Origin of the sequence: Wolbachia endosymbiont of Culex quinquefasciatus Pel (assembly GCF_000073005.1) — a bacterium.
GTDB lineage: Bacteria > Pseudomonadota > Alphaproteobacteria > Rickettsiales > Anaplasmataceae > Wolbachia.
This window is the reverse complement of sequence record NC_010981.1, coordinates 474099-486260: the sequence shown is the minus strand read 5'-3', so window position 1 is coordinate 486260 and position 12162 is coordinate 474099. Positions and strand designations below refer to the sequence as shown.

Below are 12162 nucleotides of genomic sequence, written 5' to 3'. Positions count from 1 at the left end.
ATGTTCAAATAGATTGAAGTGAATTATAGCTTTTTTCACAATAATCCGAACGGACCGTAATATGCTACTGGCCTGCTATAGCCATAAACACATATCTTATCACATTCAGACTATTACAAGAAAGGCTATAACTAAATTAGGTACTAGAAATTTGCTTAATGTAATTCATTGGTATCACAAATGATTATCTTGAGTATGCCAATTTTTCTAAAAATATTGACGGTACTAAAAAAATAAGTTATCCTTTTAACAGATTTATTAAGAAGGTGTGTATGGTTAGTCATGAAAGGAAACATACAGTAGCATTTTGCATTTCAGCTATTGCGTTTTGTGTTGGCATCTCATTAATTGCAGCAGTACTTACAACAATAGCACCTTTAATTGCCATAATTGTTTCAACTATAATAGGGGCAATAACTATTTTGTCTGCTTGCCAAGCTATTGAAAGCTACTCAGTCATAAAAAATAGCAATAAGGTAACAAGTAGTTTGCATGAAATAAAAGAAGCTTTTACAGGAAAGGAAAGCGAGCTTTTTATTGAAAAGGTTTTTAACCATTTATGTGGATTTTTTAGTAGTGAAAAAGAAAGTAGTACACAAAGATAATAAGATTTCTCAACAAGGCAAATTTGCTTATTTTACTTTTCTGGTTCAACTAAAGCTTTAGATTTTACTTGATGTAAATTAAGATACAATGTCACAAAATTTATCGATTACTTTTTGATTGCCTTCTACCATTGCCTTTGCCTCTTGCTGAAGAGATTTGATATTTTTTGATGTAATATTATCCATGTCAGGTGATGCTATTTTCAATTGCGATTGTATGCGTATATATTTATCAGCTATAACTTGATCAAGTTGGTAATTTACTGCATCTAAACTTGAGGCAAACATTACGTTCAACAGAGGTTTTATCCAACCTATCTTTCCAAATCTCCTTGAATTAGCTATGCTTCTATCTGTCCTGCCAGTACCAATTGATAACAGTATAATCTCATCATTTGGAAATAACCTCTTACCACTTGCATATGCACAAGCCGCTGGATTATTGGCAAACACCCCACCATCCACTAATACCATTTCCTTTTGGTTGATTTTAAGATATTTAGGTGCAAAGTAAGTAGGTGCTGCAGTTGTAGCTCGTAATGCATCTTTCAATTTGATAAAATTTCTGTCTTCTCTCCAGCTCTTAAAAAAGAAAGGATAGTTGTTGTTAATATCATAACTTGTTATCAGTACCTTACTTAATGTATTTTTTAGAATATCCTCTCCAAAATATTTATCCAGTACAAATTCAATATTTTTATGTGGGTATTGTGCGCAATTAAGCCAAGAAAATATTGATCTTCTCAAAAATGAAGATTTAAAAATATATGCTCCGTACTTTTGGTAAAACTCAACTAGGTCGTTGGCTGAGTATTGGGGATTTCCTTGTTTATCTTTTTTACATAATCCTGCTATAACAATTCCACCGGTTGAGGTTCCTGCCATTAAGTGAAAGATTTCAGCTATCCTCTTTCTTGTTCTTTTTTCTATTTCTGCTAGAATGATGGCTGGTATTATGCCCCTTATGCCTCCGCCGTCAACTGAAAGGATGTATTTTTTCATGATTAGATATTTATTAATTCTGTTAACTTGCTCACTTTTATCAGGTTGTGTTTCTTGTCCAAGTACTACTGTATGTTTCACTCCTGGGGAAAATTGCACCAATCTAATAATTGATTCCGTAGAGCATGCTAAAGGGTCTGTGTTAGTTCAAGCATACCAATTTACTTCAAAGCCTATTGCTGAGTCCTTGATTCAAGCCAAAAAACGAGGTGTAGAAGTTAAGATAATTCTTGATAAGTCGCAAATTCATTCAAAATATAGTGTCATCAATGAGTTATTCGAGCAAGGTATTAAGATTTATATTGATTTCAAACCAGCAATCGCTCACAATAAAGTCATGATTATTGATAACCAAAAAATCATAACTGGGTCTTTCAATTTCTCTGACGCCGCACAGAAAAAAAACGCTGAGAATCTACTAATTATAACAGGAGATCCTCCATTAGTCGAGCAATACATCAAAAACTGGAAGGATCGTCAATCTCAATCTGATGCTTACACACCAAAAGTAGAAGAATCATTACTTTAAATCAGCTTTAAATTCGTCCAATTCCTCAGAGAGATTTTTTACCCGTTCCTCTAGACGATATACCGTAACGTTTAATCCGTTGTTCTGCTCTATAAATTTATCATGCATGTGAACCCGTAAATCTAGCTTGGCAAGCCACCAAATTGTTGCTACGGTCTGTATTAACATCGTTACAATTACTGTAATTGGGATTTTTTGCTTTTGCATAATGATTTAAAATGTGAATTTATTATGGATAGCTACTTTAGTAACTACTATTTTGATTTATGCTGTTCCTCTGCATTTGCAAGTAGCTTAATAATTTCTCTGTAAGGTTTATCTTTGTTGTGCCTTGATTCTATTACAGCTACATCCCGAGGGTTTTTTCCATCTGTATCTCTAGTATTAGGATTAGCACCTCTTTCTAATAAGAACTTAACTATCTCTAAATTGCCTCCGTATGCGGCAGAATGTAATACTGTCCATCCTTTATATCTACCTGTATCATTTATATCAACTCCTTCATTCACTAGAAATTTTACTAATTCTAGACATTTTCCTTCTGCTGCACAATGTAGCGCAGTTAATCTAGGAATTTGTGTGTTAATGCTCAATAGGTTCTTTACTGAAAACTTTACTACATCTAGATTACAATTTTCAGAAGCAATGCGTAAGATTGTTTTGTAATTATCTGTAGCTTTAGATTTTTGATAGCAATATGTAATAACAAGACATACTATTAATAGTGCGAACCATGCGAAATGTAACTTATATTTTTCATTAGACTTTATTTTTTTCATATTTCGCACACAGTTTCTTCATATTAAATAGATCATTACTCATTTTTTTCTTAACATTACTTACTCAAAGATGCTGATAACATAGTAAGGTAACCTGAGCTATTTAAAGTATGCTCCGCTCTATTAACTATCCATTCACTATCTACTGCTTGATTGAAACCTATAAGATTAAGTTTAGCTTCTGCAAATAACTCTGGATTACCAGGCATAGTTATATCTAAAGTTTCATTGTTACGCTTCAATTGTTTCAACTTGGCATTTGCTGCACTTAGTGCTGACTCTGCATTTGAGTAAAGTTCCAGCATAATATAACTTGGTTCACCGCTACCAACTGTTTCTTTAATAGTTTCACCTTTTTCATAGCTATACCATTTTGCTACTACTGAATTATACTTATCACGTACGGTAAAATGCACTTTCCAATTAATTGTGTCTTGAGGTATAATAGTAGTTGTTCCTAAAGCTTTTCCTGTGGCTGATTTTGCCATATTTTTTGAAATAAACAATATATACCCACCAGCTAATTTTGCCATTGCTTCACGCTCTGTTGCGATCTTTGTTAACAGACTTATATCACTTTCATCTGCCTGATTAATATGGGGTATCAATACATTCTTAAATTCCTCAGCAACTTTATGTCCATATCCATGTTTTTGAGCTATTTCTTTCACTAAGTTTTCTATGGTAATTTGATGCCATTCTTTTGATACCTTTGCTTTTAAAGATATTCTTAAATTTGTTGCATGAGCTTTGATTAATAGAGTCTTAGGTGGACCTTGTATCGTAACTTCGTTGACTGTATATATACCCATTGGAAAGATTCCCGTTTCCTTATAACCTAGTGCTATGTTCAATTCATTTGGAACTTCTACATTTTCATTGCCATAATCAACGCATACCTCTGCAACATCATCTATAGTACCAGATTCATCAGTAAGATGCACCGATATTACATGATCTTTTATTCCTTCAATGCTAAATTCAGGTTTCATTTACTCCCACACTTTTAACTTCGATTTTTTTAATTGCTCTTGTATTATAGGTAACTTAATTTTTAATCCTGCAGGCAAAAAACTTCCATACTCCGCAAGTCCAGGATTTTCCTTCAATACTAATTCTACTGCTCCAGAGCTATGTCCATAGTGTTTAAAGCATATGTAATCCAACATTTCATTTTCTCGTGCTATATAATGTACTGTCATACATAACTCCTTAAACTTAAGCTAAATTCAACCTTTTTTGGTAATCCACAGGGAAAATACGACGTTTGCTTTTCTTCTAACCGCACAATAACAAATCTTCCCAAAACATTCCCTAAATTATCTACTAAGATACTTGGTTCCTGATTTTTCTCAGCTTCTTTCATACTTTTTAATCGATTAAAATCATTGAGATTATGGAAATAAATTACTCCTTCTAAGTCTATATTTTCTGTACCTTGGCCAATATTTTGTAATGAAGGTATTTTACCAATACACTCAATAGTACTCCAACGATTTTCTTTACTATACCTTACACTTGTTGGAGAAAGCTTATGTTGACCAAGTGATAGCATTAATAAATTGGTTCTATTGAATCAAATAGAACGTCTCGCGATTTTTCTCTTATTCTTTTTATCACTGCATCGGCAAGACTACGTACGTCTTGGTTAGGTTCTGCTTTTATACTTATATTAAATGTAAAAGTTTGATTGAAAATTTTTTGTTCACACTTTTCACAGTCTTTTAAAACTTTCTCTGAATTATCTGCTACAGAACTTTTTTCTGTAATCACACTTTCAATAATATTCGTTCTACTATTTGAAACTCCACTAAAAGCATTATTATTCAATAAAGGATTTCCTTTACTAAAAACATTATTTTCACTAGTTGCACTGCCTATTTTTGCTTCTACTGGTTTCTCTAATGCTTTTATTGGACTATCATTAAAAAATTTTCCTATACCAATCCAATTTTCTATAGATTTTGTAATTGATTTCCAGAGACTTGAAAAAAAGTCCTTTACCTTTTGCCAATTAGCAATTACAAGCGCTGCACCAAATGATAGTCCAGCAATAGCAGCTCCTATAGGATTGGTTAGCGTTAAAGCTTTCAGTCCCATGATCACTGCTGGAATTACTCGAGCTGATAACGAAGTTAATACTGGCAAAAGTGTTCCCTGCAAAATAGCCTTAAAAGTTAATATTCCACCTCCAGCCAATGCAAATGCATAACCAAAACCTACTACTGCAATCTTGCCAATAATAAGAGCTGAAATTATGCTCATAACTCCTGTAGTCAAAATTGGACACTTCTCTGCGAACCAAGCTATACCTGTAGATATAGACCTCAAAATCTTACTTATCCAATTTAAAGGAGGTAGCATAATTGACCCTAAGTTCATTCCTAGTTCTGCTATTGTATTTTTGAGTAGCTGCAAATTATTTGCTGTAGTCCTTGCGCGATTGTCAAATTCTTCTTGCATGGAATGTTTATACTTTTCTTTGTCAGCTACAAAAGCTATGGCATCTTCATATTTTTTTAGGCTTCCAACTATCAACGCAATATCATCTTGATATTCTTGACCAAAGAGATTGAGAAGGATTTGTGAACGTTCCTGTTTATCTACTTTCTCCAGGGTTTCAAAAAAATAAAGTAGTGCGTCTTGACCATTTTGAGCAATTTTTTGTGACATCTCTTCTGCAGTTATGCCTATGGATTCCAATGCTGCTTTAAATTCTTTGCCTTGCCCTTCAGCAGTTTGAAGTTTGCTAAGTAGAGCATTTATAGCAGTTGCAGCTTTTGCTGGTTGTTTACCTAAACTAACGAAGGCATTTACTAAACTACTTGTTTCCTTGATATCAAGACCAAATTGTTTTGCAGTACCACCAACTATTGCTAGAGCTTCAACCATATCTTTTGCTTTGGCAGCACTGTTATCTGACAAGTGGTTGATCACATTACCAACATGTTCCATTTCACTAACATCAATTCCATAAACGTTAGAAAGTTTAGCTATGGAATCACCAGCTTGTTCGGCAGACATGTCAAATGCTGTGGCCATTTTAGCTACTGTTGTGGTAAATCCAAGTAGCTTATTTTTGTCAATACCAAGTTGTCCACCACTTGCAGCTATTTGTGCTAACTCTGCAGCTGATAGCGGTATTTCACGGGATAATTTTTTTATATTCTCACTGAATTCGTTCATTTCTTCATCATACTGAAACTTTACAACTTTCTTAACATCAGCCATGGCAGATTCAAAGTCAATCGCAACTTTAATTGGTGCTGCAAGTGAAAGACCTAGTCCTATAGTCTCCATTACTTGTGATCTATAATGCGCTTTTTTTGCCAAAGCATTTTGCTGTTTTTGTATTACAGATCCTAATTTACTGTATTTTCCTTTAAGTACTTCAATAGATGAACCAAGTTTAGTTTGATCTCTCACTAATGATTTAATATCCTTTCCACTTTTCCTTACTTCTTCATTTAATGTGTGAAGTGCATCTCTCTTTTTAATATAAGCCTCTTTTGCCTTTGATGCCGATGCTTTCAATTTTTCAAATTCATTTTTCAGTGCTTTGCTTGGTTCTTTTTTTTCCTTCTTTTCTTTAGCAATTGCTGCAGCTGATTCTTTTGATTTCTTCTCCGCTTCCTTCCAATTCTTCATGGCTTCAAGGGCATCATGATTTAGTTGCTTAAATTTGGAAACAGATTTCATTGACGAATCAAGCTGCTTTATACTATCACCCAACTTAGAAAGCTTTGCTGCACTACCTGTCATTGCACTATTAAAACTGCCATCTAATGTTGCACCGATCTTTATTGAAAGCATTGACATTTTTTTGTTACTCCTTCACTTACTTCTAACCACTTTAGAAACTCTTTTATACTCATATTAATAATTTGCTCAATTCCACTTCCTGTTGTTGAGCTAAGTTTTAAAATATTGAATCTTAACTCCTCTGTTCCAGCGGCGACAAAAAACCTTTTAGCACCTTCTGTATTTCTACATAATCTTTAATACATAAATCTTCAACTACTTCTTTTGGTACGGATGCTAGATTAGCAATTAAAGCTACTTCTTTTAAAGCTTCGCCTTCTATGCGTTCTATAGCAAGTAAATCTCTTACTTTAGGTTCACGCATCGATAATTCTGAGACAGAAATCCCGTCAACTGTTATTGGGTTATTAAGTATTATAGTGTGCATTATCGCCTCCTTAAAAATAAAATTTCAAATATGTTTTTATATGCCTAAAACCGTCTGAAGTAGTGCCATTTGATCAACACCATTTATCTTTCTAACCATATTTTCAGCATCGATTTCTATCAGCTCATTACCGCCTATAGTAAGTTTATAGTAATGGGCAGCTACAGTACATTTCAGCGTTGCTTTCTCAGCAGGTTTCCAGCTACCAAAATCAAATTCTCTAAATACTCCTCTAAGGTTTATTACTACTGCTTCTATATCATTGCTACCACTGCCTTGCATACCACCACGAAGAGTTAAAGATACTGAATTTCCATTTATCAACCCAAATAGCCGAAATAGCTCTGTATCATATTCAGCAAAAGTAAACTCAGCTTCAAGCTTTTCCATGCCCATATCGATGTTTATTGGAATATCCATACCACCAGCACGATACTCTTCTGTTTTTATGGTAAGTTTTGGCAAGGTTATTTCATCTATTTTTCCTGCATAACCACGACCATCTACGAATACATTAAAATTCTTTAAAATCTTCGGTAACATCTCTTTCTCCCATTTTTATAATATTGTACCACTCACCAGGTGTGACCTGAAAGTAATCTGTTCTGCTGGATATGGTGGTGTAAATTCGAAATCAAAATATACTTTCCCGCTTGCAATATTTGCCGGTGTATTGAGTTCAGGTGTTGCATAACATTTTCCGCTAATAATAGCTCCTTGTGCTTTTAAATTGGCCAAATAAGAATTCACCCCCTCAATTACATCATCTATATAAGTTTTGGTGATATTGCGATCAACTGCCCATAAATGAGCTCGAAGTAAACTATCATTGATTAAATCTGCAGTCCTTCTCACTGACAGAAAAGCCCATTTTGAGTCATTTGAACATGTTCTATTTCCCCAAAGCCTATAGCCATTTTGATGAATTATCGTTGTTACTTCATTTTCATTCAAGTGGTTTGCTCTACAATTTGTATTACCGAGCGTAAAATCAATAGGCCTGCTTGTTCCAACAATACCATTTATCTCTTTGTTTGAAGGTGAATGCCAAAATCCTTGCTCACTATCTACTTTCGCTATTAAACCAGCTACAAATGGGCTTACTGGCAAAATTTCTTCTTTTCCTTCAATAAATACCTTAACCCAAGGATCAACTACGTAAACTCTTGAGCTGCCTACACTTTTTCTCCATTTTATTACTTCTTCATCATTGGTATTTGGACCATCTGCTACTATTATGCTTCTTAGCTTTTCTGCTACTCCTATCAAAGCTGCTACTACTGGGTTTTTAGATTCAGGCAATTGATGAGTAAATTGAGGAGCAATTAATATTCTTGGAGCAACATGAACTATACTTTCACTGTTGAGGAATGCCTCTATCCCTTGATACTCTCCAGTCTCTTTATCAACACCGCCAATTATATTCTTCAGCGTCTCTTCTTCTTTTAATTTTGGATCGCTGTTTTCACTCTCTTCAACTCTAATTACTATAACTGTTACACCAATCTGGGAAAATATTCCATTTACTGCAGAAGGTAAACTTCCACTCTTTCCAAGCTTTGCTGCTTCCTTCAAGCTTCCTGCAATTAACACTGGTTTATTCAGTGGAAATTTTTGCCCATCTGCTTCAGGTGCGGTACCAATTACACCTATCACTGATGATTTAGCTGTACGTACTGTTTTTGCCCCTGAGGTTACCTCTATAACATTTACTCCGTGTAAAAATTCTTCAGCCATTTCTTTGTATCTTTTGTTTAAAATCGTTTAGTAAGTTCTCTAGCTCATTTTTACTTTTGGCTTCTGCAATTTTCTTCTTGGTAATGTCTTCCAACTCTTCACATTTAATTATTTCTTTTACTGCTTTTTTTGCTTTTTCTTCAATTATTCTTGCCATTTCAATAACTGTAATACCACGGACTTTTGCTAATGGTTCTATAATTTCTTTATCCTTTTCATCCTGGTCTGCTAGAATGCTTTTTGCGGCTTTTTCTTGTATTTGATACGATTTAGACTTTTGATGAGATACTCCTGTGTATTGGTTAGTATAGTTATCATAATAAGCACGAAGATTAGAAAGTGCAGAAAACTTCGCATTTTGTAGTAACTCCAATTCAATATCTTCTTGACTCCGCTGAGCAATTTCTCCTCCTTCTGTTAACTGATAACTCTTTTGCCAGTCAAAATTCTTTGGCGCTTCATACCAATCATTTCCAATTGGCTTACTTTCAAGCGTTGTTGTTTCTACTTGTTTGTTATGTTCAAATCTAATATAAATTGGCATTGGTTTTCTCCGTTTTCTAGTATCAATTCCAAATTTTATGAGTGGCATCTAATCCTGGGCATTGCCAAGCTCTTAGCGTTCTCTCTACGTCCACCTCAAGTCCCGTGGTTAGAAAATTGCTGCGAAAATTATATATTCCCCACTGAATAAATTGACCATAGATTGTGCTATACGTGTGCTCACTTGCAAAGAACTCAGGTGTCTCACCAACTCTTTCACCTTCTGAGTGAAGATTAGATGACGTATAAAGTAACACTGCAACAGTTTTTCCTGCTGGAATGAGTATGTTACCTGATGCAATAAATTCAGGACTGTTAATTTCATGCTGGTAAATACGTGTCCAAGTAATTCTCGAAATCTCTGACTTCCTTGTATTAGTTTTATCAGGTGTACCTATAAATAATCCTGCTCCTCCATAATTAACTTCATCTTTATACCACATTGCAGATCCAACAAAGTTTAGAGTTTTACTTATATCTACATTGCTTGTGTTTTTTACGAATATTAGTCCCAATGCAGCATAAGGGTATTTCAGCATATTGAATTGCTCCGAAAATCCATCATACATGAATCTTGGGTATGATTCTCCATAGATAAATGTACCTTTGCTTCCCTCTAAAAAACTGAGTTGTCTTGGCCGATAAAAACTAACATAGCTTTCATATGTGTGAGTACCTGCTAGTAGTTGTAGCATATAGTCTGTTTTTGTTACATCACTACTCCACTGACCAAGCTCAGTTGTAAAAGTTCCGTGGCCAAAGTAATTATTTTTTCTACTTAGTACACCAAATAAAAAAGGTAATGCTCCAGGTTCAATCATATGACGATTTCTTACTTCTTTCATGATTGATGAGCCACTTGGTACATCATTAACAGTACGGAAGTTATTCACTAAACCTTTAAGACCATCTTTATGATCATTGCCAACACTGTTTATTGCTGCAATATTGGCATTCTTTCTCGTATCAAGTAGCGATAAATTTGTTGTTCCTTTTTCATCAATTCTCTTTAATAACTGCTTCTCTGATTCAGAGATCACTGCTAAAGAACTAGCTTTTTTATTATCCAGATCAGTTAAGTGTTTTTTTGCACTATCAAGAAGTTCTTTTAGCTTACCATCAGTCATCTGTACAATTTCAGAAACCGCACTTTTGTCGATTATTGATTCCAGTGCTTTAGCAAGATATGCTAATTGATCTGGAGTACTGTTTTCTGCTAAATCCTTAAGTCTTTTTTGTAGTGCATCAATTATTTCTTTTATTTTAGCCATTTGCACAATATCAGAAATAGCTTTTTTATCTGCTATCAATTCCAGCGATTTTGCAAGATATGCAAGTTGATCAGGTGTGCTGTTTGCTGCTAAATCCTTTATCCTTTGGTATATTGCTTCTTTCATTCCCAAAAATTCAAAAAAGTTTCAAATCTAAATCGTTTAAAATTATTTTTTAGTTGATTATGCTCATCTTCTCTTTCGGTAATATCTTCATCTATTTTCTCAATTGTGGTACGGATACGAACAACATCCTGCACAGCAATATTTTCTGGATGAGGCAAAGAATATCCTCTACTTGTTTTATCATCTGACATTCTGCTAAGTGATAATGATTCGTAGATTTTTGACTTTAGGGCGATAAACAACTGTTCCACTTAAAACCAATTTTATCCTTGTATCATTACCATTAAAATTTGATAGCACATGAGTTCTCTCTACCAAATTTTCTCCAATTGGTTTTCCTGATGTTAAATTTACTAATTGCCAATCCACGTTTTTTTGTACATATGCTTTAACATCTGCAGTGCCAGGTATTAGCGCATCATATGTTATGGTAATCTTAGTGTTAGCTCCTGCTGTAATACTTCTTGTAACATAATCTCCAGACTCTAAAAGATTACCTAGAACTAGCTGTAACCCAGGATATAGCACTGGACTTTTTTCTTTTGACCCTTTTAAATTTGCCTTTACTGTTAGCTTTCCAGATAGTCTTTCACGTAGTGCAAGTGGCAAATTATCAGACAAAAAATTTTCTTTTCCTTCTTCATCTGTTAAGATAAATTCCACATTGGTATCAAATGCTACTTTTTCGACGTTCGTCAAAACAATTAAATCTGAAGTATTGGTTGCTGTAACTTTTCCCAGATCAATAACGTGAGAATTTTCGCTAAATTTTGCAGCTAGTAGTCGAAACGTTAAATCTAAATTTTGATGTGGAGTCCAGGTACTTGCATTACTAGATGACAGTAATACTCCTACTTGATATGGCTGGCTTGTTACCCAACGGCTATTTACTGCATCATACTTACCAAGTTCTGCTATTTTTACTGCAGTACCCGAATCATCAGTAAGTAGTACTATTGCATACTCCTCTCCTGCATGGCAAAACACTGGTGACCACTCTATACGTGTTGCTGTGCCATCTATCTTTATATCTTTTGGCTCAATATAGCTTTCAGCAATGACAGTTTGCGAGGGCACTCCCACTGCTGTTTCTCTAATCTGCACAACAACACGTTTTTTGCCTTTATTTACAAACCATAGCTCCACACCTCCTATGTGCCTACTCTCATTCAGAGTAAATGTTTGCGCTAAAGGATCAACTCTTCTTGCTGCGATAACTCTTCTTCTTTCCTCTATGGTAATTGTTTTTTTACCAGTATAAGTTGCCTCTCCATAGCTTCCTTTATCCCCATAAAACTGTACTAATTTGGTACCTGCTGGAATATTTGCTGGTACTTTCACCTTTCCCTGTAATTTTCCCTGATTGTTAGCTGTGAGCATG

Annotated in this window: 16 protein-coding genes; 2 read left to right on the top strand and 14 right to left on the bottom strand. The window is 34.5% G+C overall.

The features are described from left to right. Window positions 1–272: 272 nt before the first annotated feature. Window positions 273–605, top strand: a complete 333-nt coding sequence (locus WP_RS02220) for a WD_0736 family protein (protein WP_007301898.1) — start codon at window positions 273–275, stop codon at window positions 603–605. A gap of 78 nt (window positions 606–683) precedes the next feature. On the opposite strand, the gene WP_RS02215 is transcribed toward WP_RS02220, so the two are convergent. Continuing rightward, complete coding sequence (locus WP_RS02215; protein ID WP_007301897.1) at window positions 684–1607, bottom strand: patatin-like phospholipase family protein; 924 nt, start codon at window positions 1605–1607, stop codon at window positions 684–686. Here WP_RS02215 and WP_RS02210 point away from each other — a divergent pair. Then, the gene (locus WP_RS02210) at window positions 1606–2136 is read left to right on the top strand and encodes a phospholipase D family nuclease (RefSeq protein WP_038227336.1); all 531 of its coding nucleotides are present in this window, start codon (window positions 1606–1608) and stop codon (window positions 2134–2136) included. The genes WP_RS02215 and WP_RS02210 overlap by 2 nt on opposite strands. Here the strand turns inward: WP_RS02210 and WP_RS02205 are convergent. The 13 genes from WP_RS02205 to WP_RS02145 all read right to left on the bottom strand — a co-directional run bounded on the left by WP_RS02205 (window position 2128) and on the right by WP_RS02145 (window position 12161). Then, complete coding sequence (locus WP_RS02205) at window positions 2128–2343, bottom strand: hypothetical protein (protein ID WP_012481836.1); 216 nt, start codon at window positions 2341–2343, stop codon at window positions 2128–2130. The genes WP_RS02210 and WP_RS02205 overlap by 9 nt on opposite strands. Before the next feature lie 47 nt (window positions 2344–2390). Further along, the gene (locus WP_RS02200; RefSeq protein ID WP_007301895.1) at window positions 2391–2915 is read right to left on the bottom strand and encodes an ankyrin repeat domain-containing protein; all 525 of its coding nucleotides are present in this window, start codon (window positions 2913–2915) and stop codon (window positions 2391–2393) included. Window positions 2916–2971: 56 nt separating this feature from the next. Next, the gene (locus WP_RS02195) at window positions 2972–3907 is read right to left on the bottom strand and encodes a contractile injection system protein, VgrG/Pvc8 family (protein WP_012481834.1); all 936 of its coding nucleotides are present in this window, start codon (window positions 3905–3907) and stop codon (window positions 2972–2974) included. Further along, window positions 3908–4117, bottom strand: coding sequence for a tail protein X (locus WP_RS02190; RefSeq protein WP_007301893.1), 210 nt, complete (start codon window positions 4115–4117; stop codon window positions 3908–3910). Beyond that, on the bottom strand, window positions 4114–4470 hold the full coding sequence (locus WP_RS02185; RefSeq protein WP_007301892.1) for a phage tail protein: 357 nt from the start codon (window positions 4468–4470) through the stop codon (window positions 4114–4116). Before WP_RS02185 ends, WP_RS02190 begins: the two co-directional genes overlap by 4 nt. After that, window positions 4470–6734, bottom strand: coding sequence for a phage tail tape measure protein (locus WP_RS02180; RefSeq protein WP_007301891.1), 2265 nt, complete (start codon window positions 6732–6734; stop codon window positions 4470–4472). The genes WP_RS02185 and WP_RS02180 overlap by 1 nt, the downstream gene beginning before the upstream one ends. A 115-nt stretch (window positions 6735–6849) precedes the next feature. Further along, window positions 6850–7104 carry a phage tail assembly protein gene (locus WP_RS02175; protein ID WP_007301890.1) on the bottom strand — a complete coding sequence of 85 codons (255 nt, stop codon included), beginning with the start codon at window positions 7102–7104 and terminating at the stop codon, window positions 6850–6852. A gap of 36 nt (window positions 7105–7140) precedes the next feature. Beyond that, window positions 7141–7647 carry a phage major tail tube protein gene (locus WP_RS02170; protein ID WP_007301889.1) on the bottom strand — a complete coding sequence of 169 codons (507 nt, stop codon included), beginning with the start codon at window positions 7645–7647 and terminating at the stop codon, window positions 7141–7143. Window positions 7648–7662: 15 nt separating this feature from the next. Continuing rightward, window positions 7663–8841, bottom strand: coding sequence for a phage tail sheath subtilisin-like domain-containing protein (locus WP_RS02165; protein ID WP_007301888.1), 1179 nt, complete (start codon window positions 8839–8841; stop codon window positions 7663–7665). Next, window positions 8834–9385, bottom strand: coding sequence for a hypothetical protein (locus WP_RS02160; RefSeq protein ID WP_012481833.1), 552 nt, complete (start codon window positions 9383–9385; stop codon window positions 8834–8836). The genes WP_RS02165 and WP_RS02160 overlap by 8 nt, the downstream gene beginning before the upstream one ends. A gap of 22 nt (window positions 9386–9407) precedes the next feature. Continuing rightward, a complete protein-coding gene (locus WP_RS02155) occupies window positions 9408–10781 on the bottom strand; it encodes a hypothetical protein (protein ID WP_007301886.1) in 1374 nt (457 codons plus the stop codon). Beyond that, entirely contained in the window at window positions 10778–10972 is a 195-nt protein-coding gene (locus WP_RS02150; protein WP_007301885.1) for a hypothetical protein, read from the bottom strand. The genes WP_RS02155 and WP_RS02150 overlap by 4 nt, the downstream gene beginning before the upstream one ends. A 4-nt stretch (window positions 10973–10976) precedes the next feature. Beyond that, on the bottom strand, window positions 10977–12161 hold the full coding sequence (locus tag WP_RS02145; protein WP_012481832.1) for a hypothetical protein: 1185 nt from the start codon (window positions 12159–12161) through the stop codon (window positions 10977–10979). Between the last annotated feature and the right edge of the window lies 1 nt (window position 12162).